This window comes from Martelella sp. FLE1502 (assembly GCF_053484255.1).
Genome location: NZ_JBAKFQ010000004.1, coordinates 237,336 through 263,883 on the forward strand (window position 1 = coordinate 237,336; position 26,548 = coordinate 263,883).

Consider the following 26,548-nt stretch of genomic DNA (forward strand, 5'->3'; position numbering starts at 1 on the left):
TCTCAGCCCCGCCAGTCCGCCTTGTGGAGACGGTAGAGCACGTGGCGTTTCAGGTGCCGATGGCTGTCCGGAACCGAAGGATGGTCGAAATCGCCATCGATATCGCGCTTCATGCCGAGCCGCTCCATAACTGCGGTCGAACGATGATTGTCGGCGACCGCGAATGAGACGAGCTGGTCGTGGCCGCGTTCGTCGAAGGCGAGCGCGATCATGGCGCGGGCGGCCTCCGTGGCATAGCCCTTACCCCAGTGGACCGTCGTCATCCGCCATCCGATCTCGGGCGCGCCGTCCGGTTTGATGTCGGCGCTGTAGACCTTGTTGAGGCCCGTGAAGCCGATCACCTCACCGTTTTCCTTCAGTTCGACGGCCGGGAAGCCATAGCCGGTCTCGGCGATCATCGCGCGGATCATGTCGAAGAGTTCGTCGCTCTCCGCCCTGCTGCGCCGCATCGGGAAGAACGCCATCACCGTGTCGTCGGAATTGATCTCGTGGAACAGGTCGCGGTCGCGGTTTTCCCAGTTGCGGATGATCAGGCGTTCGGTTTCAGCGAGCTTCATGGCGCGAAATCCTCCTGGCGGTAACCCTGAATATAGAGCAACGCCGTCAAGTCGCCGTGGTCGATGCGGATCGAGGCCTCGGCGGCGACCTTCGGCTTGGCATGGAGCGCCACGCCGCTGCCGGCGAGCTTGATCATGCCGAGATCGTTGGCGCCGTCGCCGACGGCCATGACATCGGCCACGGAAATGCCGCGCTTGGCCGCGACATCATGCAGCGCCTCGACCTTGGCCTCGCGCCCGAGGATGGGATCGGCAACATGGCCGGTAAGCTTCCCGCCGTCTTCCAGCAGGATATTGGCGCGGTTTTCGTCAAAGCCCAGCATGGCCGCGATCCGGCTAGTGAACACGGTAAAGCCGCCGGAAACCAGCGCCGCATAGCCGCCATTTGCCTTCATCGTCGCGATCAGCGCTTTGCCACCCGGCGTCAGCGTGATGCGCTTTTCGATGATCTCGTCGACGATACCGATCGAAAGGCCCTTGAGCAGCGCCACCCGCTCGCGTACCGCCGGCTCGAATTCGATCTCGCCATTCATGGCGCGGGCGGTGATGGCGGCGACCTTGTCCTTGAGGCCGACTTCGGCGGCAAGCTCGTCAATGCATTCCTGGCCGATCATGGTGGAATCCATATCCGCCAGCAGCGCCTTCTTGCGACGCGTCGCGGCATCCTGCACCACCACGTCGACCGGCAGCGCGCCGATTGCGGTTCTGAGCGCGCTCTCCGCCGCCGCTACCTCCGCGCTTTCGGATAGCATGAGATCCGCCGCGATGCCGGTTGCCAGCCAGTTCGTCCTGTCCGTCCGCACGGCGTCGGAAAGCCGGGAAACGAGGTCCTCGGTCACGACAGGGTTTGACGGATTGGCGACAAGCGTGGCAACGAGAGCCATGGCGATTTCCTCAGGTGAACATTGGCGTGCCGTTCTGATAACGGGGCCGACGGCGAGCGGCAAGTCCGCTTATGCGATCGCGCGGGCGGAAGCTGTCGGCGGCGTGGTGATCAACGCCGACAGCATGCAGGTCTACGACACCCTGCGCGTGCTGACGGCGCGGCCTTCCGTCGAGGATACGCAGGGCATACCGCATTATCTTTACGGCCATGTCCCGGCGGGCGGTGATTACTCGACCGGCGCATGGCTGCGCGACATGGATGTGTTGCTGAAGCAGCTTGAAGCCGAGGGGCGGGTGCCGGTGATCGTCGGTGGCACGGGGCTTTATTTCAAGGCGCTGACCGAGGGCCTTGCCGCAATGCCGCCGGTGCCCGCCGATATCCGATCCAAATGGCGGCAGGCGCTGGATGAGGAGGGCGCTTCAGCGCTTCACGGACAGCTTCTGGCGATCGATCCGATCATGGGCAGGCGTCTTTTGCCAAACGATGGTCAGCGGATCGTCCGCGCTCTCGAGGTGTTTGACGCCAGCGGCCGGTCGATTGCCGATTTTCAGGCCGAGAACCCGCCGCCGCTGCTCAATACGGCGCGCGCGGACAAGATCGTGGTGCTGCCGGAGAGGCCGGTTCTCCATGACCGCATCAACCGCCGCTTCGAGACGATGCTGGAGGCGGGCGCGATTGAGGAGGTCGAGGCGCTGCTGGCGCTCGGTCTCGAACCCGCGGCGCCGGTGATGCGCGCCATCGGCGTGAAGGAGATCGCGGCCATGCTTTCCGGCGAGATGAGCCGCGCCGAGGTGATCGAAAAGGCAAGTGCCGCCACGCGGCAATACGCCAAGCGGCAGATGACTTGGTTTCGCAACCAGATGGGGCCTGAATGGAAAAGGCTCGATCCGGCAAAGGGTTAGGGCGAGGGATGCCCATTCAGGCCGGCTAATTTTATTGCGCGCGCCTGGGTTTCACGGCATTTTTCTTGCAGTTGCGCGTTGACTGAACCGGAAAGACGGGCTATCAGGCCAAGCATGGCTAAGAAAGAACTTCTTATTGTGGTGGGATCGCGCATGGGCAGGATGGTGTAACCATCCGGCAGCAGCCACCCATGCGCGACGACAGGCTCCTTGAAGGGGCCTTTTTTTATGCCCGAGGAAACCCAGGACCATCAAACGGAAAAATGAGATGACCGCAGCGGACAACATGATGACAGGCGCCGAAATCGTTTTGCAGGCGTTGAAGGAAAACGGGGTCGAACACATTTTCGGATACCCCGGCGGCGCCGTGCTGCCGATCTATGATGAAATCTTTCAGCAGGACGAAATCGAGCATGTGCTTGTCCGCCACGAACAGGGTGCCGGCCATGCCGCCGAAGGTTATGCCCGGTCCACCGGCAAGGTCGGCGTCCTGCTCGTCACCTCCGGCCCCGGCGCCACCAATGCGGTAACCCCGCTGCAGGATGCGCTGATGGACTCCATTCCGCTGGTCTGCATTTCCGGCCAGGTTCCCACAGCGCTGATCGGCTCCGACGCGTTTCAGGAATGCGATACCGTCGGCATCACCCGGCCCTGCACGAAATATAACTGGCTGGTCAAGGACGTAAACGAACTGGCTGATGTCATACATGAGGCGTTCCGTATCGCCCAGACCGGCCGGCCGGGCCCGGTCGTCGTCGATGTCCCGAAGGACATTCAGTTCGCAACCGGCCGCTATACGCCGCTTGCCGAACACATGATCCGCGAAAGCTACCAGCCCAAGGTCCAGGGCAATGCCGAGGCGATCCAGGCGGCGGTCGAGCTGATGGCCCATGCCAAGCGCCCGGTTCTCTACACCGGCGGCGGCGTCATCAACTCCGGCGACGAGGCCTCGCGCCTGCTGCGCGAACTGGTCGAACTGACCGATTTCCCGATCACCTCGACGTTGATGGGGCTTGGCGCCTATCCGGCTTCGGGCAAGAACTGGCTGGGCATGCTGGGCATGCACGGCTCATACGAAGCCAATATGGCGATGCATGACTGTGACGTCATGGTCTGTATCGGCGCGCGCTTCGACGACCGCATTACCGGCCGGGTCGATGCCTTCTCGCCGAATTCGAAGAAGATCCACATCGATATCGACCCGTCCTCGATCAACAAGAACATCCGCGTCGATATCCCGATCCTCGGCGATGTTGCCCATGTTCTGGAGGACATGGTGCGGCTGTGGCGGGCGCTGCCGGCCGAAAAGCCGTCGCTCGACGACTGGTGGCAGAATATCGACCGCTGGCGCGGCCGCGACTGCTTCGCCTATATGCCGAACAAGGACGTGATCATGCCGCAATATGCGCTGGAGCGGCTGAACGCGGCGATCAAGGGTCGCGACGCCTATATCACCACCGAGGTCGGTCAGCATCAGATGTGGGCCGCGCAGTTCATTGATTTCGAGGAGCCGAAGCGGTGGATGACATCGGGCGGGCTCGGTACGATGGGCTATGGCCTGCCGGCCGCACTCGGCGTCCAGATCGCCCATCCGGAAGCGCTGGTCATCGATGTCGCGGGCGATGCCTCGATCCAGATGTGCATTCAGGAAATGGCGGCGGCGATCCAGCACAATGCACCGATCAAGATCTTCATCCTGAACAACCAGTATATGGGCATGGTGCGCCAGTGGCAGCAGTTGCTCCACGGCAACCGCCTGTCGCATTCCTATACCGAGGCGATGCCCGATTTCGTCAAGCTGGCGGAAGCCTATGGCGCCGAGGGCATCTACTGCGACAATCCGGATGATCTCGACGAGGCGATCCAGCGGATGATCGACAGCCCGAAACCGGTGATCTTCGATTGCCGCGTCGCTAATCTCGCCAATTGCTTCCCGATGATCCCGTCGGGCAGGGCGCATAACGACATGCTGTTGCCGGACGAGGCCAATGACGAGGCCGTCGCCACCGCCATCGACGCCAAGGGCCGTCAGCTCGTTTAAGTGAAAGAGGTCAGACAATGAACGCGAAACTACAGCCCACCGGTTCGGCCTATTTCATTTCGAGCCAGACCGCAGCGCCCGAGCGCCATACCCTTTCGGTCGTCGTCGCCAACGAACCGGGCGTTCTCGCCCGGGTCATCGGCCTGTTCTCGGGGCGCGGCTACAACATCGAAAGTCTCACCGTTTCAGAGACCGAGCACGAGGCGCATCTGTCGCGCATCACCATCGTCACCAAGGGCACGCCCGACGTGCTGGAGCAGATCAAGGCTCAGCTCGACCGGATGGTGCCGGTTCACAAGGTTGTCGATCTTTCGGTGCGCGCCCGCGAACTGGGCCAGGCCCCGCCGGTCGAGCGCGAGGTCGCGCTGGTCAAGGTCGTCGGCAATGGCGATCAGCGACAGGAGGCGCTCCGGCTCGCCGATGCCTTCGAGGCCAAGGTGGTCGACGCGACCGTGGAGCATTTCCTGTTCGAGATTACCGGGAAGGTCTCGAAGGTCGACCAGTTCATCGCCATCATGAAGCCGCTCGGCCTCGTCGAAATCTGCCGCACCGGCCCCGCCTCGATGAACCGCGGCCCCGAGGGGATGTAGGCGAGCCATTGGCATATGTGTGAGTAACTCGCAGGCCCGCTGCCGACAAGCTGAAGATGCCTTGGCGGGTTACTCCCAATACTCTCTCCCGCTCGCGGGAGAGATGCCCCGAAAGGGGCAGTGAGGGTGGCGCGGCGTATCCAATTGTGAGAGCGTTCGAGGGGATAGGCTCCCCCCTCACTGTCGCTTTCGCGACATCTCTCCCCTCCGGGGCGAGAAGATTGGGGGGCTTTGCGGCGGGGCTGAGCGGCCTTCGCCGCCTTGTCTTTCTGCGCTCCGTCCGGGACGTCCGGCTGTTGACGTCTGTGTCGCGAGGCGCCACAAGCGGATGTCGCTGTTCACGGGAAAGGCCTTCTCCATTGCATATCTGGATACTCACGGACGGCAAGATCGGGGACCGGGTGCAGTGCCTGGGCGTGGTGTCACGGCTCGGCGAGGTGGCCGAGGAAAAGGTGATCGCGCCGGGCAAGCCATGGGAATGGCTGATGCCGCGTGGGCCAGTGCCGCCGAAACATCGCCCCGGCAGGCCGGGCAGCCCGATCGCGCCGCCGTTTCCCGATGTCGCGATTGCGAGCGGCCGGCGCATGGTGCCTTATCTCAAGGCCGTGAAGGCCGCTTCGGGCGGCCGGACATTGACCGTTTTCCTGAAGGACCCGAGGATCGGCAAATCGGCCGCCGATCTGATCTGGATGCCGCGCCACGACCGGTTTCGCGCCGACAATGTGCTGGTCACCGATACCGGACCGCACCCGCTGACGGCGGCGGCGATTGCGGAAGCGATCAAAGCGCGGCCGGCCGAATGGGAGCGGCTGCCGTCGCCGCGGCTTGGCATACTGATCGGCAATCCGGTTTCCGGCACGCGCGATCAGGCGGCGGCGCTGGATCATTTCATGCGGCAGATCGATCACGCCAAGGCAGAGGTCGGCAGCATCATCGTCACCCAGTCGCGCCGCACGCCCGAACCGGTGATGGCGGCTTTGCGCAAGCGGCTCGACGGCTTCCCGCACTGGATCTGGTCGCCCGAGACCGACAACCCCTATCGCGCAATGCTCGGTTTTGTCGACATGCTGGCGGTGACGGCGGATTCGCACAACATGATGAGCGAGGCGCTTTCCACCGGCAAACCGGTCTTCCCGATGCGCCCCTACCGGCTCAACCCCAAGCTCGCCGGTTTCATCGACCGGTTGGATGCGGCGGGCCAGACGAGACCATTCGAGGGGGCGTTGCAGCGCTACGACTATGTACCGGTCGATGCGACGGAAGAAATCGCGGAAGCGATCCGGAGGGCGCTTGCAACGCGCGACAGGTGAGTGCAGAAGGCGCGTTTTCTGCATATGCCGCGGCAAGAAGGCGGACTTCTACCGCCGTGAGACCTGTTTGTTGTCAGGGCCCGCCGCGGGCACTTCCGTCATAAACCCTATTCGTTTATCTGGCGCGCACTCGCAGGCAACCTAAAGGCCTCACTGCGCGGTCTGATCCCACCAGGTGGGCAACTGATAGCCGTAGATTGGTGTTTCGGCCGGATGTTCAATCGTCGCCCAGCGCGCCACCCACTGGCCTTCGCGGTGATAGAGCGGCAGCATGTAGTGGCCGTTGACCAGAAGGCGATCGAAGGCGCGGACGGAATCGGTGAAATGCTGGGTCGAGCGGGCTTCCAGCATGTCGTTGATCATCCGGTCGACATCGGCGCTGGCGACGCCGGCGAAGTTGAACGTGCCCTCGACATCGCGCGAGCGGCTGTCCCAGCGCCAGATCTGTTCCGCGCCCGGCGACAGCGAGGACTGGTACCAGAAGCCCGGCGCCAGGAGCACGATCATATCGTAATCGAAGGTGTTGAGCCGTTTCTGGTACTGGGCGTCGTCAACCGTGCGGATAGAGAGAGCAACGCCGATCAGGTTCAGCGTGTGCTGGTAGGCAAGCGCCAGCTTCTCCTGGCCCTCATTCGTGGTCATGATCTCGAAGGCAAGCGGCTTGCCGTCCGGCCCGGTCATCTTGCCGTTCGCGATCCTGTAACCGGCCTCACCGAGCAGCTTCACGGCGGCGCCCAGCACCTTGCGGTCGGCCCCGGAGCCGTCGGTCACGGGCATGGCGTAGTCGCCCGCTAGAATCGCGGGGTCGATCACGTCGATCGCATCGCCCAGCAGCTCGCGCTCGGCTGCGCTCGCGGGATTGCCATAGGCGCCGAGCGCGGAATTCTGCCAGTAGCTCTGCGTGCGCTGATAGGCATTGTTGAACAGCGTCCTGTTGACCCATTCAAAATCGAACACATCCGACAGCGCCTTGCGCACCCGGGCATCCTCGAATTTCGGCCGGCGGGTGTTGAACACGAAGCCCTGCATGCCGGTCGGCGTCTTCGGGTGGAACACGTCCTTCACCACCTTGCCGTCACTGGCCGCGGGGAAATCATAGGCGCGGGCCCAATGGCTGGGGTCATCATCGAGATAGACATCGACAGCGCCCTTCTTGAAGGCTTCGAACAGGGTCGAATCCTGAAGGTAGTAGTCGATCGTGACCGTGTCGTAATTGGCAAAGCCGACCATCGAGGGCGCATCCTTGCCCCAGTAATCGTCGCGGCGCTCGTAGACGATGCGCTGACCGGGCTCGACCCTGGCGATCGAGTAGGGCCCGGAGCCGACCGGCGTCGTCATCGTATCCGTGTCGAAGGTTTCCGGATCAATCGCGTGTTCCGGAAGCACCGGCATCAGCGCGAAAATCAGCGGCGTTTCCCGATTGGCGTCGGCATTGAAGGTGAATTTCACGCTATTGTCGCCGACCTTTTCCATCGTCTCGACCAGCGCAAGCCGGCGATTATAGGGCGGGCGTCCCTTCTCCTTCAAAAGGTTGAAGGTGAAGATCACGTCGTCGGCGGTCACCGGTTCGCCGTCCGACCATTTGGCGTCCGGGTTCATGTTGAACTGGACGTAGCTGCGGTCATCGTCCCACTCCACGCTTTCGGCAAGCAGGCCGTAGAGCGTGAACGGCTCGTCGCGCGAGCGCTGCATCAGCGGCTCGAACACGAGATTGCCCAGCACCTCGTCCCACAGCCCCCTGGCCGACGAACGCATGCCCTTCAGCACGAAGGGGTTCAGCGCGTCGAACGAGCCGACAACGCCATAGGTGATCGCGCCGCCCTTCTTGACATCGGGATTGACGTAGCTGAAATGCTGGTAATCTGCGGGGAGCGCAGGTTCGCCATGCATGGCGATGCCGTGAACGGGTTCGGCTGCGGCCGCGCCCGAAAGCGCCGCGGAGAGGAGGAGAGTAGCAAGAAAGCGCATCGATTCGCCCTGTCGTATCCATTCGTGGAAGAATGGTATCATGGCCGCTGACAAAGCTGAAATAGGCCGCGAAATCGCTTCAGGCGCAAATTTTGGGCGCCGAGGGGGTAGATTGGCGTCCAATGTGGCGATATCAGAGGAAACACTGGCGGTTGAGGCCCGAAACAGGGAGGCTTTGCCGCATTTCGGTAACAATAGCGATGCAGGGTCCCCGGACCTTACGCAGATGAACCAGGAGAGATTTTGATGCTTTCACGCGCCAGTATTATCAAGCGTGTCGCGGTTTGCGCCTTCACGATTGCGGGCCTTTCGGCCGCCGGCGCTTCGGCTCAGGAACAACAGCAGGCCCAGCAGCCCCAGGCTGGCGCGGCTCCCACGCAGGGCTGGTTCAAGACCTGCAACGACAACGGCAATGGCGGCGTCTGCATCGTGCAGAACTATGCCCGCGCCGAAAACGGCCAAGTGCTGACCGCCGTCGGCCTGATCCAGCCGCAGGGCAGCAACGGCCAGGCCATGCTTCAGGTGACCGTGCCGACCTTCCGCCTGATCCCGGCCGGCGTGCAGATGCAGATCGATACATCCGCGCCGCAGAAGCTCGACTACGCCATCTGCACCAATGAACAGTGCATTGCCCAGGCGCCGCTCAACGATACGCTGGTCAACGCCATGAAGCGCGGCGGCAAGGTGACCTTCACCTCGGTCAACATGCGCCAGCAGCCGAACCCGGTCGACCTGACGCTTTCCGGCTTTACCGCCGCCTTTGACGGCGACCCGATCAGCCAGCCCGACCTGGTCGAAAGCCAGCGCAATCTGGACGAGTCGATCAAGAAAATGGCCGTCGATCGCCGCAAGAAGATCGAGGAAGCCCAGCAGAACGCCACGACGGGCAACTGATAGCCACTGTCGTTTCGACCTTAAAAAGGCCCGGCTGAAAATCTCAGCCGGGCCTTTTTGCTGTTTGCATCCGCTCAATGCGTGCTGGCAAAGCGCGGCGCGAGATGGCCGCTGTCGGTTACCATGAATATTTCGCCGACCTGCGGGTTGCGCAACGGCTCGCCGCTCATGTCCAGCTCGAGATTACCCTCGGAGACATAGGCGACATAACCCTTTTCTTCGTTCTCGGCCACGAGATGGTAGAACGGCTGATCCTTGCTGGGCCGGATTTCCGGCGGGATGGAGTTATACCATTCTTCGGAGCGGGAGAACTCCGCATCGACATCGAATACCACGCCCCGAAAGGGAAGCGCGCTATGGCGGACGATATCGCCGATATTGTATTTCGCTTCGCGTATTTTCATGAGCATTTCCTTTCGTATTCTATATGGAAATGCGTTTTGCCAGGTGCAAGGGGTGTGTCCGCGGGGCATCAGGCACAAAAAAACCGGCCGCCCGAAGGCAGCCGGCTCATCGTCACAACGGTCGGTGATCAGACCGAGTAGTACATGTCGAATTCGACCGGATGCGGGGTCATTTCGAAACGCATGACTTCTTCCATCTTCAGAGCGATATAGGCATCGATCTGGTCGTCGTCGAAAACGCCGCCGGCGGTCAGGAACTCGCGATCCTTGTCCAGGCTTTCCAGCGCTTCGCGCAGCGAGCCGCAGACGGTCGGGATTTCCTTCAGCTCTTCGGCCGGCAGGTCGTACAGGTCCTTGTCCATGGCATCGCCAGGATGGATCTTGTTCTTGATGCCGTCGAGGCCGGCCATCATCAGCGCGGCGAAGGCGAGGTAGGGGTTCGCGCCCGGATCGGGGAAGCGAACTTCAACGCGCTTGGCCTTCGGCGAGGAGCCGAACGGGATACGGCACGAGGCCGAACGGTTGCGGGCCGAATAGGCGAGCAGAACCGGCGCTTCGTAGCCGGGCACCAGACGCTTGTAGGAGTTGGTCAGCGGGTTGGTGAAGGCGTTGATCGCCTTGGCGTGCTTGATGATGCCGCCGATGTAATAGAGGCAGGTTTCCGACAGGCCGGCATAGCCGTCGCCGGCAAACGTCGGCTTGCCGTCCTTCCAGATCGACTGGTGCACGTGCATGCCCGAGCCGTTGTCGCCGAAGACCGGCTTCGGCATGAAGGTGGCCGTCTTGCCATAGGCATGGGCAACCTGGTGGACGCCATACTTGTAGATCTGGGTCTTGTCGGCCATGCGGGTCAGGGTGTCGAACACCATGCACAGTTCGTGCTGGGCCGAAGCCACTTCGTGGTGGTGCTTTTCGACGGTGATGCCCATTTCGGCGAGAACCGTGAGCATTTCCGAACGCATGTCCTGAATGCTGTCGACCGGCGGAACCGGGAAATAGCCGCCCTTGGTGCGCGGACGGTGGGCCATGTTGCCGGTTTCATATTCGGTGAAGGCGTTCGACGGCAGTTCGATGCTGTCGAGCTGGAAACCGGTGTTGTAGGGCTCGGCGTTGAAGCGCACGTCGTCGAACACGAAGAATTCCGGCTCGGGACCGAAATAGGTGGTGTCGCCGATGCCGGTCGACTTCAGATAGGCTTCCGCCTTCTTGGCCGTGGTGCGCGGGTCGCGGTTATAGGCTTCGCCGGTGAGCGGCTCAAGAATGTCGCAGAACACGACCAGGGTCGACTGGGCGAAGAAGGGGTCCATATGGGCGGTTGCCGTGTCGGGCATCAGCACCATGTCGGACTCGTTGATGGCCTTCCAGCCGGCGATCGACGAACCGTCGAACATGATGCCGTCGGCAAACAAATCTTCATCGACAGCGGAAATGTCCATCGTCACGTGCTGCAGCTTGCCCTTGGGGTCGGTAAAGCGCAGATCCACGAACTTGACGTCGTTGTCTTTGATTTGTTTCATAATTTCAGAAGCTGTCGTCATTTAACGTTTTCCTTGCATAAGAAGATGACGATAGGGATGCCCCATCTTTGTCAAAAGAGGAGGGATGGATCAGATGGCGTCAACGCCGGTTTCGCCGGTGCGGATGCGCACGACGCCCTCGACATTGGAAACGAAGATCTTGCCGTCGCCGATACGCCCGGTTTGAGCGGCATTGCGGATGGCTTCGATGACCGCGTCCACGTTTTCGTCTGCCAGAACGACCTCGACTTTGACCTTGGGAAGAAAGTCGACGACGTATTCAGCGCCCCGGTAGAGCTCCGTGTGACCCTTCTGGCGCCCGAAGCCTTTGGCTTCCGTGACAGTGATGCCCTGCAGGCCGACGTCCTGAAGGGCTTCCTTCACTTCGTCGAGCTTGAAAGGCTTGATGATCGCTTCGATCTTTTTCATGAGAAAATTGCTCTCCGCTTCTCCCGTTGAAGCAGGCGTCAGCCCGCTCGGAACTTCTAATGCACATTGCATGCCAAGTTCGATTGTTCTTCGTGCAAATCCACCGAAATGAAATTGCGGCCTCGCGATTGCCGCAGCATTCCGCATGTGGCACCGAAATCAGGTTCGCCAAAAGGCGCCTTCAGGTCAATAGCGCGGCATTTCAAGGGCGTTGACGGCGAGGGCGCATGATTTTTGAGCAGCAACCTGTGTTCAATTAATAGGCAATTGATTACCAACTAGCCAGAAGAAAGTCGCCTCTTGCATCAGCAAGCGGTTTTCCGCTCTATTCACCCGCAACAAAGGAGTGCCGGCCTTGCTGATGACACCTGAGGAAATGGGGCGCGCGGACGCGCTGGCCGCTGAGAGCGGTATAGACAGCTACGCGCTGATGGTCAGGGCGGGGCGGGCGGTCGCGGCCTGCCTGCTGCGGCACTACCCGGCGGCGAGGCGCGCGGTGGTGCTGTGCGGGCCCGGCAACAATGGCGGCGATGGCTATGTCGCGGCCCGCGCGCTTGCGGAAACCGGCATGAAGGTGGCGGTGTTTCACCTCGGTGATCCCGGCAGGCTCTCCGGCGATGCCCTTCGGGCCCGGCAGGATTGCGGCATGGACAGCAAGCGACTGGATACCTTTCGGCCGGAGCAGGGCGATGTCATTGTCGACGCGCTTTTCGGGGCCGGTCTCGCCCGGCCGCTTTCCGATGAGATTGCCGCCGTTGTCGCGCGGGCGGAGGGGCTGCCGGTGATGGCCGTCGACCTGCCGTCCGGCATCAGCGGCCTCACGGGCCAAGTGCTTGGCGCTGCCTTCAAGGCCACGCATACCGTGACCTTCATGGCGGCCAAACCGGGCCATTACCTGCTGCCCGGCCGCGCGCATTGCGGCCGGCTGGAGGTGTTCAATATCGGCATTCCGCGCCGCATACTGGCGCAAGCGGCCGGCGACCACCATCTCAACACGCCAGCGCTGTGGGCCGAGCGCCTGCCGCGCGCAGGCGCCGACTCGCACAAGTTCAAACGCGGCCATCTCGGCGTGTTTTCCGGCGGCGCTTCGGCGACGGGCGCGGCCCGGCTTTCAGCGATGGCGGGGCTGAAGGCGGGCGCCGGGCTGGTCACGATCGCGGCAGCGCCGCAGGCAATCCTCGTCAACGCCGCGCATCTGACGGCGATCATGCTGAAACGCATCGAGGATGTCGCGGCGCTCAGAGACTGGATCGCCGACAAGCGGCTGTCGGCCTTCGTTCTCGGCCCCGGTTTCGGGGTCGGCGCGGAAACGCGGGATTATGTGGAGACGCTGATCGGACGCCCGCTGGTGCTCGACGCCGACGGACTGACCGCCTTCGCGGAGCAGCCGCGGGCGCTGTTCGACCGGCTGGCCGCGGCCCCGGAAACCTGCGTCATGACGCCCCATGCCGGCGAATTCGCGCGGCTCTTTCCCGACCTCGCCGAGGACGGCGACCTCGGCAAACCCGAAAAGGCGTTGCAGGCGGCCCGACGCGCCCATGCCGTGGTGCTCTACAAGGGCGCCGACACCGTGATCGCGTCGCCGGACGGCAGGATCGCGATCAATGCCAACGCCCCGCCATGGCTTGCCACCGCCGGCTCCGGCGATGTGCTTTCCGGCATCATCGGCGGGCTGCTGGCGCAGGGCGTGCCGGCCTTCGAGGCGGCGGCGGCCGGGGCATGGTTCCACGGCGAGGCGGGGAACCGGGCAGGCGGGGGGCTGACGGCGGAGGACCTGCCGACCCATCTGCCTTCCATCCACGAGATTATCGAGGGCGGGCGCTGAGACGCATTGCCGATGAAAGAGTCGGAAGCCCTAGGCCAACCTTACTCGTCGACCAGGCTTTGCAGCTTTTGAGCCCCCGCCGGAGCGCGGACCTTGCCGCCGGTGATGAAGAACGCATAGACGTCGCGCGGCTTTGCCTCAGGCGCATCGCCGGCAAGACGCGGCAGATCGTCGGGCGCGCCGCCCTTTGACCAGAGTTTCAGCTTGTCCGCCCATTCCTTCAGCGCCTTGTCGGGATAGCAATGCGGATTGTCATCCTCGCCCTTTTGCAGGCGGGCATAGACGAAATTACCGGTGACATCGGCAATCATCGGGTATTCGGGATGATCCGCGCAGACGATGGTCGCGCCGTATTTTCGGGTGAGCGCCACAAAGTCCGGGTCGAGGAAAGAGGGGTGGCGGACTTCCAGCGCATGTTTGAGGGCAATACCGTCCCGCTCTTTCGGCAGAAGCTTGAGGAAATCCTCGAAATCCTCCGCCTCGAATTTTTTCGTCGGCATGAACTGCCACAGGATCGGCCCGAGCCTGTCGCCAAGCTCGGTGATGCCCTGGCCGAGAAACTTGTCGATCGAGCCCTCGGCCTCGGCGAGCTTCTTGCGGTTGGTGCAGAACCGGCTCGCCTTCAGCGAAAAGATGAACCCGTCCGGCACGCTCGCCGCCCATTTGGCGAAGGTGGCGGGCTTCTGCGACGAATAATAGGTGCCGTTGACCTCGATCACCTTCAGCTTCTCGCCGGCATATTCAAGCTGGCGCGTCTTCGGCAGCTTGTCTGGATAGAAACTCTCGTTCCACGGATCAAAGGTCCATCCGCCGATACCCACACGAATTGCGCCTGCCGCCATGACCCGTCTCCTATTCCGCCGCTTCCGTCTTCTTCGGCGGCCGACGCTCCAGAAGCTCCTGAAGATATTGACCGGTGTAGGAGGCCTTTTCCTTCACGATATCTTCCGGCGTCCCGGTCGCGACGATCCGGCCGCCGCCGTCGCCGCCCTCGGGACCGATATCGATCACCCAGTCGGCGGTCTTGATGACCTCGAGATTGTGCTCGATCACCACCACCGAATTGCCCTGTTCGACGAGCTGGTGCAGCACCTCCAGCAGCTTCGCGACGTCGTGGAAATGAAGCCCGGTGGTCGGCTCGTCGAGGATGTAGAGCGTCTTGCCGGTGGACCGACGCGACAGCTCCTTGGCGAGCTTGACGCGCTGCGCCTCGCCGCCCGAAAGCGTATTGGCCTGCTGGCCGACCTTGATATAGCCGAGGCCGACATCCTGAAGCGTCTGCAGCTTGTCGCGCACCGAGGGCACGGCAGAGAAGAACTGGACGCCTTCCTCCACAGTCAACTCCAGGATATCGGCGATCGATTTGCCCTTGAACTGAACCTCCAGCGTTTCGCGATTGTAGCGCTGGCCGTGGCAGACGTCACAGGTGACGTAGACATCCGGCAGGAAGTGCATCTCGATCTTGATCAGGCCGTCACCCTGGCAGGCCTCGCAGCGCCCGCCCTTGACGTTGAACGAGAACCGGCCCGGCTGGTAGCCGCGCGCCTTGGCTTCCGGCAGGCCGGCGAACCATTCGCGGATCGGCGTAAAGGCGCCGATATAGGTGGCGGGGTTCGAGCGCGGCGTGCGGCCGATCGGCGACTGGTCGATGTCGATGACCTTGTCGACGAATTCCAGACCCTCGATACGGTCATGCGGCGCCGGGTTTTCGCGCGCGCCCATGATGCGGCGCGCGGCCGCCTTGTAGAGCGTCTCGATCAGGAAGGTGGATTTGCCGCCGCCGGAAACGCCGGTGACGGCGGTGAACAGGCCGAGCGGGATCGAGGCGGTGATATCCTTCAGATTGTTGCCGCGCGCGCCGACGACCTTGAGCGCCTTGCCCTTCTTCTGCTTCCGGCGCTCGGCGGGCACGGCAACGGCGCGCGCGCCGCTCAGATACTGCCCGGTCAGCGATTTCGGATTGGCCATGATCGCTTGAGGCGTGCCCTCGGCCACCACCTCGCCGCCGTGAATGCCGGCGGCGGGGCCGATATCGAGCACATAATCGGCGGTCAGGATCGCGTCCTCGTCATGCTCGACGACGATGACGGTGTTGCCGATATCGCGCAGATGTTTCAGCGTATCGAGCAGCCGCGTATTGTCGCGCTGATGCAGGCCGATCGAGGGCTCGTCGAGCACGTAGAGCACGCCGGTGAGCCCCGAGCCGATCTGCGAGGCAAGCCGGATGCGCTGGCTCTCGCCGCCCGAAAGCGAGCCGGAATTGCGCGACAGCGTGAGATATTCCAGCCCGACATCGTTCAGGAACCGCAGCCGCTCGTTGATTTCCTTGAGGATGCGCACCGCGATATCGTTCTGTTTCTGCGAAAAATGCTTCGGCAGGTCCTCGAACCAGTCGCGCGCCGCGCGGATCGAAAGCTGGCTGACCTCGCCGATATGGCGCTTGTCGATCTTGACGGCGAGCGCCTCGGGCTTCAGTCGGTAGCCGTTGCAGGCCGGGCAGGGGGCGGCCGACATATAGCGCTCCATCTCCTCGCGCGCCCAGGCGGAATCGGTTTCCTTCCAGCGCCGCTCGAGATTGGGAATGATGCCCTCGAAGCTCTTGGTCGTCTTGTAGCTGCGCGCGCCATCGGCATACTGGAACTCGATCTTGTCATCGGTCCCGTTGAGGATCGCGTTGGTGGCCTTTTCCGGCAGCTTGTCCCAGCGATCGGTCATCTTGAAGCCGAAATGCCGGCCAAGCGCCTCCAGAGTCTGCTTGTAATAGGGCGACGAGGATTTCGCCCACGGCGCGATCGCGCCGTCCGACAGTTTTTTCGCCCGGTCGGGAACGACGAGACCTTCATCGATCTTCTGCTGGAAGCCGAGACCGTCGCAGGTCGGGCAGGCGCCGACGGGATTGTTGAAGGAGAACAGCCGCGGCTCGATCTCCGGAATTGTGAATCCCGAAACCGGACAAGCGAATTTCTCAGAAAAAACAACGCGCTCATGGGTTTCGTTGAGAGATTTGTTCTTGGCGCCGCCGGCCGCCGTCTCGTTTTCCGGCAGCGGCTTGTCGGCGAATTCGGCGACCGCCAGCCCGTCGGCGATCTCGAGGCAGGTTTCCAGGCTGTCGGCAAGCCGGGTCGCCAGATCGTCGCGCACGGCAACGCGGTCGACCACCACGTCGATATCATGCTTGTATTTCTTGTCGAGCTTCGGCGCTTCGGCAATCTCGTAGAATTCACCGTCGATCTTGACGCGCTGGAAGCCCTTTTTCATCAGCTCCGCCAGTTCCTTGCGGAACTCGCCCTTGCGGCCGGTCACCAGCGGGGCGAGAATGTAAAGCCGCGTGCGCTCCGGAAACGCCAGAATGCGGTCGACCATCTGCGTCACGGTCTGGCTTTCGATCGGCAGTCCGGTCACGGGCGAATAGGGCACGCCGGTGCGCGCGAACAGAAGCCGCATATAGTCGTAGATCTCGGTCACCGTGCCGACGGTGGAACGCGGGTTCTTCGAGGTGGTCTTCTGCTCGATCGAGATCGCGGGCGACAGGCCCTCGATCCGGTCGACATCCGGCTTCTCCATCATCTCCAGGAACTGGCGCGCATAGGCCGAAAGGCTCTCGACATAGCGCCGCTGACCCTCCGCATAGATCGTATCGAAGGCCAGCGAGGATTTGCCCGAGCCCGAAAGCCCGGTCATTACGATCAGGCTGTTGCGCGGCAGGTCCACGTCAATGCCTTTGAGATTATGCTGGCGCGCACCGCGGATGGAGATATTCTTCAGTTCGCTCATGGGATCAGGCTTCTCGAGAAGGGAATTTGCTTCCTATGTAGTTCGCGCCGCGGCTCTGTCGAGGTGCAGCAAAACAGACAGCTTGAATGTCCAACGTTGAATCGCTTGACTCGATCATAGCAGAGCGATAGAACAAATAAAGAACATTTTTAATTGTGGATTGTCCCGTATCGGTTGATCGCTTTTGGAGAGATCGTCTATGCTGCCGAAAATTCTCTAAAGCGCCGCAACGCGGTTATACAGGTGGTAGTCATGGCAGGTAGTGTAAACAAGGTCATCCTCGTCGGCAATCTCGGAGCGGACCCGGAAATCCGGCGTACACAGGATGGCCGGCCGATCGCCAACCTGCGGGTGGCCACATCGGAAAGCTGGCGCGACCGCAATTCCGGCGAGCGCAAGGAGCGCACGGAATGGCACCGCGTGGTGATTTTCTCGGAAGGTCTCTGCAAGATCGCCGAACAATATCTGCGCAAGGGCTCGAAGGTCTATATCGAAGGTCAGTTGCAGACCCGCAAATGGACCGACCAGGGTGGCCAGGAGCGCTATTCGACCGAGGTTGTGCTGCAGGGGTTCAACGCCACGCTGACCATGCTTGACGGCCGCGGCGAAGGCGGCGGCGGCGGGCAGGGCGGTAACTTTGGCGGAAGCCAGGGCGGCGGTGGCTATGACGATTACGGCTCGCAGCCGTCTTCCGGCGGCGGCGGTCGCAGCGGCGGCGGCTTCTCGCAGGATCTCGACGACGACATTCCGTTCTGATCAACCGCGCATCCCCTTCTTGAGGGCGGTGAGGCCGTTTTCCGCCATCGGCGGCAGAGCATAGATTTCACCCGGCGACGGCGGGCGGCGGAGCGTGCATCACGGTCGTAACGCCGTCGATCACGAACTGCACGGCCAGCGCCGTCAGCATCATGCCGAGAATGCGGGTGAGAATGTTACGACCGGTTTCGCCGAGAAGCCGGTCGATCAGGCCGGCGGCGAGCATTGCCAGCAGCACGACCAGCGATGCGACGAAGATCACCAGAACGAGCGCCAACTTGTCCAGCACCGTTTCCATCTTGGAGCCGAGCAGGATCGTCGCGGAGATCGCGCCGGGGCCTGCGATCAGCGGCATGGCCAGCGGGAAGGCGGCGAGATTGGCCAGGCCATCCTTCGTGATGGCGGTTTCCGTGGTCTTCTCCTTTCTTTCGACGCGTTTTTCGAAGATCATTTCCACGCCGATCCAGAACAGAAGAATGCCCCCGGCGATACGGAACGCGCTCATGGAAATACCGAGCGCGCTGAGGATGTCATCGCCCAGCAGGGCAAAGGCCAGGAGAAGAAAGAACGAAATCAGGCTGCCCCGGATCGCCACCTTGCGGCGCTGCGCCTGAGTCATGCCCACGGTCAGCGCCAGGAAGATCGGAACCATGCCGGGCGGATCCATGGTCACCATCAAGGTGGTGAAGCCGTTTATCAGCGTTGCCAGTTCGTTCATCCGCCCGTTTCCGCCTGTTTTTTCTTCTTCATGGGCCACGCCGCCGCGGCAAACCGCAGGTGGCATTCGCAGTGCTCTTGCCAGCTTGCCACAAGATCACCACCTGACACGAATAAAAACTTGGAATCCGCCGTCTGTCCACTGTCAGGAGGCTTGCGCAATTGGCGTCAGCCATCGGATTCGGCTATAAAAAACCAGATGATTCTAGCTTGAGATCGTGATTCACATTGACTGATCAAACGACACCTTCGGGCGGCGGCCTGCCGCCGGGCATCGAGCCCATCTCCATCATGGAGGAAATGCAGCGTTCCTATCTCGATTACGCCATGAGCGTGATCGTCAGCCGCGCGCTGCCGGATGTTCGTGACGGCCTGAAGCCGGTGCACAGGCGCATTCTCTACGGCATGTCCGAAATGGGCGTGGACTGGAACAAGAAATACGTCAAATGCGCCCGCGTCACCGGCGATGTCATGGGTAAATACCACCCCCACGGCAACGCCGCGATCTATGACGCGCTCGCGCGCATGGCGCAGGACTGGTCGCTGCGCCTGCCGCTGATCGACGGGCAGGGCAATTTCGGCTCCGTCGACGGCGACCCGCCAGCGGCCGAACGCTATACCGAGTGCCGGCTGCAGAAGGTCGCCCATACGCTGCTCGATGATCTCGACAAGGAGACCGTCGATTTCCGCGAGAACTATGACGGCACGCTGTCGGAGCCGTCGGTTCTGCCGGCGAAGTTCCCGAATCTTCTGGTCAACGGCGCGGGCGGCATCGCCGTCGGCATGGCCACCAATATCCCGACCCACAATCTGGGCGAGGTGATCGACGGCTGTATCGCGGTGATGGAAAATCCCGCGATCGAACTGCCGGAATTGATGCAGATTATTCCGGGGCCGGATTTCCCGACCGGGGCGCAGATTCTTGGCCGCGCGGGCATCAAATCGGCCTATGAGACCGGGCGCGGCTCGGTGATCATGCGCGGCAGGGCCACGATCGAACCGATGCGCGGCGACCGCGAGCAGATCATCATCACCGAGATTCCCTATCAGGTGAACAAGGCGACGATGATCGAGAAGATGGCCGAACTGGTGCGCGACAAGCGTATCGAGGGCATTTCCGATCTGCGCGACGAAAGCGACCGCGAAGGCTATCGCGTCGTCATCGAACTCAAGCGCGACGCCAATGCCGAGGTCATCCTCAACCAGCTTTATCGTTACACCCCGCTGCAGACCTCGTTCGGCTGCAACATGGTGGCGCTCAATGGCGGCAAGCCGGAACAGCTTACCCTGCTCGATATCCTGCGGGCCTTCGTCGCTTTCCGCGAAAGCGTCGTCAGCCGGCGGACCAAATATCTGCTGAGGAAGGCCCGCGAGCGCGCCCATGTCTTGGTTGGTCTCGCGATCGCCGTTGCCAATATCGACGAGATCATCAACCTGATCCGCCGCGCGCCCGATCCGCAGACGGCGCGCGAGCAGCTGATGGAGCGCCACTGGCCGGCCCAGGATGTCGAGGCGCTGATCCGCCTTATCGACGACCCGCGCCACAAGATTTCCGAGGACGGCACCTATCAGTTGTCCGAGGAACAGGCCCGCGCCATTCTCGAACTGCGGCTGTCGCGTCTGACCGCGCTCGGTCGCGATGAGATCGGCGATGAGTTGAACAAAATCGGCGATGAAATAAAGTCTTATCTCGAAATCCTGTCATCGCGGATGAAGATCCAGGCGATCATCAAGGAAGAGCTGATCGCGGTCCGCGACGAGTTCGGCACGCCCCGGCGCACCGAAATCCTCGAAGGCGGTCCGGACATGGACGACGAGGATCTGATCGCCCGCGAGGACATGGTCGTCACCGTGTCGCGCAACGGCTATATCAAGCGCGTGCCGCTCACCAGCTACCGGGCCCAGCGGCGCGGCGGCAAGGGCCGCTCGGGCATGTCGATCCGCGACGAGGATTTCGTCACCCGGCTGTTCGTGGCCAACACGCATACGCCGGTGCTGTTCTTCTCCTCCCGCGGCATCGTCTACAAGGAAAAGGTCTGGCGGCTCCCGATCGGCACGCCGCAATCGCGCGGCAAGGCGCTGATCAACATGCTGCCTTTGCAGCAGGGCGAGGCGATCACCTCGATCCTGGCGCTGCCGGAGGACGAGGAAAGCTGGTCCGAACTCGACGTGATGTTCGCCACCACCCGCGGAACCGTGCGCCGCAACAAGCTCTCGGACTTCGTGCAGGTGAACCGCAACGGCAAGATCGCGATGAAGCTCGACGACGAGAACGATCGCATCCTGTCGGTCTGGACCTGTACGCCGGATGACGACGTGCTGCTGACGACCGCCATGGGCCAGGCGATCCGCTTCCCGGTTCCCGCCATCCGCGTCTTCGCCGGCCGCAACTCGATCGGCGTGCGCGGCATCGGCCTTGCCGAGGGCGACGAGGTGATTTCGATGACCATCGTCAGCCATGTTGACGCCGAGCCGTGGGAACGCGCCGCCTATCTGAAGCGGGCAGCGCTCGAGCGCCGCACCGAGACCGGGGAGGGCGAGGATATCGCGCTTGTCGGCGAGGACGTTGCGGAAGAGGGCGTGCTCAGCGATGACCGCTTCGAGGAGCTGAAGTTCCGCGAGCAGTTCATCCTGACCGTGACCGAAAAGGGTTTCGGCAAGCGGTCGTCGTCCTACGACTTCCGCATCTCCGGACGCGGCGGCAAGGGCATTCGCGCCACCGACACCTCGAAGACCGACGAAATCGGCAAGCTGATTGCCGCCTTCCCGGTTCTCGACGGCGACCAGATCATGCTGGTCACCAATGCCGGGCAGCTGATCCGGGTGCCGGTCTACGACATCCGCATCGCCAGCCGCACCGCAAAGGGCGTCACCGTGTTCAAGACCGGCGCCGAGGAGAAGGTGGTCTCGGTCGAGGTCATCAGCGAGCCGGACGACGATGAGGTGATCGAGGACGCTGTCGAAGCCGGTGTCGATGTCGAGGCCGGCAGCGAAGGCGCGGCCGAGGCGACGGACGCCCTTGACGACGGAACCGACGAGACCTGATCGGCGAAAAACGGGAATAAAGACTGGAGCCGGGCCTCGCGCCCGGCTTCTTCGTTTCACCGCTTCGTTTACGGCCTGAACCGGCTTGCAGCCCGGCACTTTCCATGACAAAAGGCCGTGACCGGAAACGGGGCCGAGGACGCGACGAAGCATATGGCGAAGGCATTTTACACAGGCTCATTCGACCCGATGACCAACGGGCATCTCGACGTCGTGCTACAGGCGCTGAACGTCGCGGAAAAGCTCGTGATCGGCATCGGCGTGAATGCCGGCAAGACGCCATTGTTCACCTTCGAGGAGCGGGCCGACTTTCTGAAGCGCGGCGTGGCTGAAAACCTGCCGGAGCGGGCAGGGGACATCGAGGTAATCGCTTTCAGCGGCCTTGCCGTGGATGCCGCGCGCGAGGCAGGCGCCAGCCTGATCATTCGCGGACTGCGCGATGGCACGGACTTCGACTACGAGATGCAGATGGCCGGCATGAACGGCGAGATGGCGCCGGATATCCAGACCGTATTTGTCCCGGCAAAACCGGCCTCGCGTCCGATATCGGCCACATTGGTGCGGCAGGTCGCGGCCATGGGCGGCGATGTGGCGCGCTTCGTGCCGGATTATGTGGCGGCGGCATTGAGAGCAAAGCACTCGCGGTAGCCCGATGAGGAAACCTTTTTCAAGGAGAACGACATGCGCAAGATGATTGCGGGACTGGCAGCGGCAACGCTGATTTCGACATTCGCGGGTGCGGCCATGGCTGCCGACACGCTGACCTTCAACACCACCGAAGGCCCTTTCACCATCGAGCTTTTCGAAGATCTGGCGCCGCAGAATGCCGCGCGCGTCAAGGAGCTTGCCGAAAGCGGCGCCTATGACAACGTGGTGTTCCACCGCGTGATCGACGGCTTCATGGCGCAGACCGGCGACGTTCAGTTCGGCGATACCGAGGACGGCTACGACCTCAACCGCGCCGGCATGGGCGGTTCTGATATGCCGGACCTGCCGGCCGAATTCTCCGACGTGCCGTTCAAGCGCGGCGTCGTCGGCATGGCCCGCGCGCAGGACCCGAACTCGGCCAATTCGCAGTTCTTCGTCATGCTCGAAGACGGTCCGTTCCTGAACGGCCAGTACACCGTGATCGGCGAAGTGGTCGACGGCATGGACAATGTCGACAAGATCAAGAAGGGCGATCAGGCCCAGAACGGCAAGGTCAGCGATCCGGACCGGATCCTGGACGTCACCGTCGGACAATAAGTATTGCGCCCGCCTTCCCGGACCGGCGGGGCGGGCAAACCGCCACAGGAGAAAATGATGGCCGAAATCAAGGACCCGGAAAACACCTTCATCATGGAAACGACCAAGGGCAAGGTCGTGATCGAAGCGTTTCCGAACGTCGCCCCCAAACATGTCGATCGCATCCGCGAACTGGTGCGCGAGGGCGCCTATGACGGCGTCGTCTTCCACCGCGTGATCGCCGATTTCATGGCCCAGGGCGGCGACGTCCAGCACGGCAAGAAGACCTCGGACACGTTCAACCCCGGCCGCGCCGGCACGGGCGGTTCCGACAAGCCGGATCTTCCGGCCGAATTCTCCGCCACCCGCCATGTGCGCGGCACCTGCTCCATGGCCCGTTCGCAGAACCCGAACTCCGCCAACTCGCAGTTCTTCATCTGCTTCACCGATGCCCCCTGGCTCGACAAGCAGTATTCGGTGTGGGGACAGGTGATCGAAGGCATGGACGCCGTCGACAAGTTCGAAAAGGGCGAGCCGGTCCGCAACCCCGACCACATCATCACGATGAAGGTCGCCGCGGACGTTTGAGGGCGAAGGGGAACGCCCTTCAATCTCCCCCCTTGAGGGGGAGATGCCCCGGCAGGGGCAGAGAGGGGTGAAACCTCTCCGAGAGCACAGTGTTTGCGGCTTTTAGGGCTTACGCCCTTTACCCCTCTCTGTCGCTTTCGCGACATCTCCCCCTCAAGGGGGGAGATTATTGGGCGCAACGCCGTTAAGCAACAAACCCGTACGGCCAAGGCCGGCGGGTTTTCGAATTTGAGAAATGTCCTGATACAATGCGCGTAGACCTCTTCGATTTCGACCTGCCGGACGAAAATATCGCCTTGCGGCCCGCAAGCCCGCGCGACAGCGCGCGGCTTCTGGTGGTGCGGCCGGGCGAGGGGCTCGCCGATCATGTCGTCTCCGAACTGCCATCCTTTCTGCGGCCCGGCGATGCGCTGGTGTTCAACGACACGAAAGTGATCCCGGCCCAGCTTGAGGGCGTTCGGCTGCGCGAGGGCGGTGAAGAGGTGCCGGTTTCGGCGACGCTGCATCTGAGGAAGGCAGACAATGTCTGGCACGCCTTCGCCCGGCCGGGCAAGCGGATCAAGCCGGGCGATGAGCTGTGTTTCGTTTCCGCCGATGGCGCGACGACGCTTTCGGCGACGGTGGAGGAAAAGCGCGACGGCGGCGAGGTCGTGCTGAGTTTCGACGCGCGCGGCGGCGCTCTAGACGAGGCAATGATGCGCGTCGGCCACGTGCCGTTGCCGCCCTATATTGCCTCCAAACGCGCCGAGGACGGCAAGGATCGCGACGACTACCAGACCATCTATGCCCGAGAAAACGGCGCTGTGGCCGCGCCCACGGCCGGCCTGCACTTCACGCCGCGCCTTATGAAGGCGCTGGAAGAGGCCGGCATCGAGCAGCATTTCGTCACGCTCCATGTCGGCGCCGGCACCTTCCTGCCGGTCAAGGCTGATGACACCGACGACCACGTGATGCATTTCGAACGCGGTATCGTCTCGGCGGAAACCGCGGCGGCGCTGAACGCGGTCAAGGCGCGGGGCGGGCGGATCGTCTCCGTCGGCACCACCTCGCTCCGACTGCTCGAAAGCGCGGCTGGCGAAAACGGCGAGATGGCGCCGTGGGAGGGCGAGACCGGCATCTTCATCACCCCCGGCTATCGGTTCCGCGCGGTCGACATGCTAATGACCAATTTTCACCTCCCGAAATCGACGCTGTTCATGCTGGTTTCGGCCTTTTCCGGTCTGGAGACCATGCGCGCGGCATATGCCCATGCGATCGAAACCGGCTACCGTTTTTATTCCTACGGCGATTCCAGCCTGCTGTTCAGGAAAGATAGATGAGCGACGATTTCCGTTTCACCCTGAAGGCCACCGACGGCAATGCCCGGCTTGGCGCGATCACCATGCCGCGCGGCGAGATCCGCACGCCGGCCTTCATGCCCGTTGGAACCGCCGGCACGGTCAAGGCGATGTATCTCGACCAGGTGCGCGACCTCGGCGCCGACATCATCCTCGGCAACACCTACCACCTGATGCTGCGCCCGGGCGCGGAACGCGTGGCAAGGCTTGGCGGCCTGCATTCGCTGATCCGCTGGCCGCACCCGATCCTGACGGATTCCGGCGGGTTTCAGGTGATGTCGCTGGCAGCGCTCAGGGAGATCGACGAGAAGAAGGGCGTGGCGTTCAAATCGCATATCGACGGCAGCGTCCATCACATGAGCCCGGAACGCTCGATCGAAATCCAGGGGCTGCTGGGCTCCGATATCCAGATGCAGCTCGATGAATGCGTCCGGCTACCCGCAGAGCGCGCCGAAATCGAGAAATCCACCGAGATGTCGCTTGCCTGGGCAGAGCGCTGCCGGGAAGCCTTTGGTGATCAGCCGGGCAAGGCGATGTTCGGCATTGTGCAGGGCGGTGATATTCCGGATCTGCGCATTCGCTCCGCGCGCGGTCTCGCCGGTCTCGACCTCAAGGGCTATGCCGTCGGCGGGCTTGCCGTCGGCGAGCCACAGGAGGTGATGCTGGCGATGCTGGAGACGACGCTGCCCGAACTGCCGACTGAGAAGCCGCGCTATCTGATGGGCGTGGGCACGCCGGACGATATCCTCAAATCGGTGGCGCGCGGCATCGACATGTTCGACTGCGTGATGCCGACAAGGGCAGGGCGCCACGGCCTCGCCTTCACACGGCGCGGCAAGGCCAACCTTAGGAACGCCCGCCATGCCGAGGACCTACGCCCGCTGGACGAGGAAAGCGACTGCCCGGCGGCCCGCGACTACTCAAGGGCCTATCTGCACCATCTGGTGCGGTCCAACGAGTCGCTGGGCGGCATGCTGCTGACCTGGAACAACCTGCATTATTACCAGATGCTCATGCAGGGCATTCGCAAGGCGATCGCCGAGGGTCGCTACGACGATTTCGTGGCGGAAACCCAGGAAGGCTGGGCGAGGGGCGATGTCGCCGCTATCTGACCGGCGGCAACTCCCAGCGCCGGTAAAGCTCGTCAAGCGCCTTCGCGCTGTGGCATTCGACCGTCGGCAGGCCGGAGCGGCGTAAGGCCTCGGCGTATTTGGTCGCGCTGTTTCGGGTCTTGAACAGGATCCAGTCGATCATCTCCCATTTTATGCTGTCCTGCGCGCCTTCCAGGTGGCCGGCGCGTTCCGCGCGATTGACCGTTGTTCGTCTGATATAGCGCGCCAGCCGGCGCCAGCGGCTGGATGTGATGAGGATCGCGCCGGTCGCGCGGGCAAGGCGCTGCGGCATCAGTCGGCTGTAATTGCCATCCATGACCCAGCGCTCGCCCATGATGGCGTCATCGTGCAGTCTCGCGAACTCGGCCTCGGGACGCGGCTTCCAGTCGGTGTTGGGCAGATGCTGGAACTGATCAAGATGGATCGCCGCGACATCCAGCTTTCTGGACAAGGCGACGGCCAGGGTCGATTTACCCGCATTGGAGGGGCCGAGGACGACGATCCGCGTCCCGAGCGAATCGAGATCAAGCATGAGTATACGCAGTTCTGTTTTGCAGATTGTTTCTAGGTGTCCCGCAGAGAACAGCGCAGGGCGGCCTCACTACAACAAAGATCACATAATGTGGATTATGCTAACCGCCTGATGGTCCTACGCTTTTCGCTCTGAAAGGG

General features: G+C 62.5%; 23 protein-coding genes. 13 read left to right on the forward strand and 10 right to left on the reverse strand.

What is annotated here, in order from left to right:
- Positions 1–2: 2 nt before the first annotated feature.
- Both V6767_RS05795 and serB read right to left on the reverse strand, forming a co-directional pair.
- Positions 3–557 (reverse strand): GNAT family N-acetyltransferase, encoded by a 555-nt coding sequence (locus V6767_RS05795; RefSeq protein ID WP_448472576.1) that lies wholly within the window; start codon positions 555–557, stop codon positions 3–5.
- On the reverse strand, positions 554–1,441 hold the full coding sequence (gene serB, locus V6767_RS05800) for a phosphoserine phosphatase SerB (protein ID WP_448472577.1): 888 nt from the start codon (positions 1,439–1,441) through the stop codon (positions 554–556). Before serB ends, V6767_RS05795 begins: the two co-directional genes overlap by 4 nt.
- Here serB and miaA point away from each other — a divergent pair.
- From miaA to V6767_RS05820, 4 genes are all read left to right on the forward strand, one after another.
- Positions 1,440–2,345 carry a tRNA (adenosine(37)-N6)-dimethylallyltransferase MiaA gene (miaA, locus tag V6767_RS05805; protein ID WP_448472578.1) on the forward strand — a complete coding sequence of 302 codons (906 nt, stop codon included), beginning with the start codon at positions 1,440–1,442 and terminating at the stop codon, positions 2,343–2,345. The two genes, serB and miaA, sit on opposite strands and share 2 nt — an antisense overlap.
- Positions 2,346–2,613: 268 nt before the next feature.
- Entirely contained in the window at positions 2,614–4,386 is a 1,773-nt protein-coding gene (locus tag V6767_RS05810) for an acetolactate synthase 3 large subunit (RefSeq protein WP_448472579.1), read from the forward strand.
- 17 nt (positions 4,387–4,403) lie between these two features.
- Positions 4,404–4,976, forward strand: coding sequence for an acetolactate synthase small subunit (gene ilvN / locus V6767_RS05815; protein WP_448472580.1), 573 nt, complete (start codon positions 4,404–4,406; stop codon positions 4,974–4,976).
- Between the two features lie 359 nt (positions 4,977–5,335).
- A complete protein-coding gene (locus V6767_RS05820; protein ID WP_448472581.1) occupies positions 5,336–6,286 on the forward strand; it encodes a mitochondrial fission ELM1 family protein in 951 nt (316 codons plus the stop codon).
- Between the two features lie 150 nt (positions 6,287–6,436).
- Here the strand turns inward: V6767_RS05820 and V6767_RS05825 are convergent, their stop codons facing one another.
- Entirely contained in the window at positions 6,437–8,254 is a 1,818-nt protein-coding gene (locus tag V6767_RS05825) for an extracellular solute-binding protein (protein ID WP_448472582.1), read from the reverse strand.
- Between the two features lie 246 nt (positions 8,255–8,500).
- Here V6767_RS05825 and V6767_RS05830 point away from each other — a divergent pair, with 246 nt between their 5' ends.
- Entirely contained in the window at positions 8,501–9,148 is a 648-nt protein-coding gene (locus V6767_RS05830) for an invasion associated locus B family protein (RefSeq protein ID WP_448472583.1), read from the forward strand.
- Positions 9,149–9,222: 74 nt separating this feature from the next.
- On the opposite strand, the gene hspQ is transcribed toward V6767_RS05830, so the two are convergent.
- From hspQ to V6767_RS05845, 3 genes are all read right to left on the reverse strand, one after another.
- A complete protein-coding gene (gene hspQ / locus V6767_RS05835) occupies positions 9,223–9,552 on the reverse strand; it encodes a heat shock protein HspQ (RefSeq protein ID WP_448428824.1) in 330 nt (109 codons plus the stop codon).
- Between the two features lie 128 nt (positions 9,553–9,680).
- On the reverse strand, positions 9,681–11,090 hold the full coding sequence (glnA, locus tag V6767_RS05840; RefSeq protein ID WP_448428826.1) for a type I glutamate--ammonia ligase: 1,410 nt from the start codon (positions 11,088–11,090) through the stop codon (positions 9,681–9,683).
- A 69-nt stretch (positions 11,091–11,159) separates the two neighbouring features.
- Positions 11,160–11,498 carry a P-II family nitrogen regulator gene (locus V6767_RS05845; RefSeq protein ID WP_018063299.1) on the reverse strand — a complete coding sequence of 113 codons (339 nt, stop codon included), beginning with the start codon at positions 11,496–11,498 and terminating at the stop codon, positions 11,160–11,162.
- Between the two features lie 361 nt (positions 11,499–11,859).
- Between V6767_RS05845 and V6767_RS05850 the strand changes: the two genes are divergently transcribed.
- The gene (locus tag V6767_RS05850; RefSeq protein WP_448472616.1) at positions 11,860–13,323 is read left to right on the forward strand and encodes an NAD(P)H-hydrate dehydratase; all 1,464 of its coding nucleotides are present in this window, start codon (positions 11,860–11,862) and stop codon (positions 13,321–13,323) included.
- A 41-nt stretch (positions 13,324–13,364) separates the two neighbouring features.
- Here V6767_RS05850 and V6767_RS05855 read toward each other — a convergent pair whose 3' ends face one another.
- A complete protein-coding gene (locus tag V6767_RS05855) occupies positions 13,365–14,165 on the reverse strand; it encodes a DUF72 domain-containing protein (RefSeq protein ID WP_448472584.1) in 801 nt (266 codons plus the stop codon).
- A gap of 10 nt (positions 14,166–14,175) precedes the next feature.
- Positions 14,176–17,097 (reverse strand): excinuclease ABC subunit UvrA, encoded by a 2,922-nt coding sequence (gene uvrA, locus V6767_RS05860; RefSeq protein WP_448472585.1) that lies wholly within the window; start codon positions 17,095–17,097, stop codon positions 14,176–14,178.
- Between the two features lie 252 nt (positions 17,098–17,349).
- On the opposite strand from uvrA, the gene V6767_RS05865 reads away from it, so the two are divergent.
- Positions 17,350–17,853, forward strand: a complete 504-nt coding sequence (locus tag V6767_RS05865) for a single-stranded DNA-binding protein (RefSeq protein WP_448472586.1) — start codon at positions 17,350–17,352, stop codon at positions 17,851–17,853.
- A gap of 67 nt (positions 17,854–17,920) precedes the next feature.
- On the opposite strand, the gene V6767_RS05870 is transcribed toward V6767_RS05865, so the two are convergent.
- A complete protein-coding gene (locus tag V6767_RS05870) occupies positions 17,921–18,571 on the reverse strand; it encodes a MarC family protein (protein ID WP_448472587.1) in 651 nt (216 codons plus the stop codon).
- A 227-nt stretch (positions 18,572–18,798) separates the two neighbouring features.
- Here V6767_RS05870 and gyrA point away from each other — a divergent pair, with 227 nt between their 5' ends.
- The 6 genes from gyrA to tgt all read left to right on the forward strand — a co-directional run bounded on the left by gyrA (position 18,799) and on the right by tgt (position 25,876).
- The gene (gene gyrA, locus V6767_RS05875; protein ID WP_448472588.1) at positions 18,799–21,615 is read left to right on the forward strand and encodes a DNA gyrase subunit A; all 2,817 of its coding nucleotides are present in this window, start codon (positions 18,799–18,801) and stop codon (positions 21,613–21,615) included.
- Positions 21,616–21,768: 153 nt separating this feature from the next.
- Positions 21,769–22,263 carry a pantetheine-phosphate adenylyltransferase gene (gene coaD / locus V6767_RS05880; protein WP_448472589.1) on the forward strand — a complete coding sequence of 165 codons (495 nt, stop codon included), beginning with the start codon at positions 21,769–21,771 and terminating at the stop codon, positions 22,261–22,263.
- 33 nt (positions 22,264–22,296) lie between these two features.
- A complete protein-coding gene (locus V6767_RS05885; protein WP_448472590.1) occupies positions 22,297–22,860 on the forward strand; it encodes a peptidylprolyl isomerase in 564 nt (187 codons plus the stop codon).
- A gap of 57 nt (positions 22,861–22,917) precedes the next feature.
- Entirely contained in the window at positions 22,918–23,427 is a 510-nt protein-coding gene (locus V6767_RS05890; protein ID WP_448472591.1) for a peptidylprolyl isomerase, read from the forward strand.
- A 248-nt stretch (positions 23,428–23,675) separates the two neighbouring features.
- Positions 23,676–24,746: a tRNA preQ1(34) S-adenosylmethionine ribosyltransferase-isomerase QueA gene (gene queA, locus V6767_RS05895; protein WP_448472592.1), complete on the forward strand. Its 1,071-nt coding sequence runs from the start codon at positions 23,676–23,678 to the stop codon at positions 24,744–24,746.
- Positions 24,743–25,876: a tRNA guanosine(34) transglycosylase Tgt gene (gene tgt, locus V6767_RS05900; RefSeq protein WP_448472593.1), complete on the forward strand. Its 1,134-nt coding sequence runs from the start codon at positions 24,743–24,745 to the stop codon at positions 25,874–25,876. Before queA ends, tgt begins: the two co-directional genes overlap by 4 nt.
- On the opposite strand, the gene V6767_RS05905 is transcribed toward tgt, so the two are convergent.
- Positions 25,869–26,408, reverse strand: coding sequence for an AAA family ATPase (locus V6767_RS05905; RefSeq protein WP_448472594.1), 540 nt, complete (start codon positions 26,406–26,408; stop codon positions 25,869–25,871). The two genes, tgt and V6767_RS05905, sit on opposite strands and share 8 nt — an antisense overlap.
- Positions 26,409–26,548 lie beyond the last annotated feature (140 nt).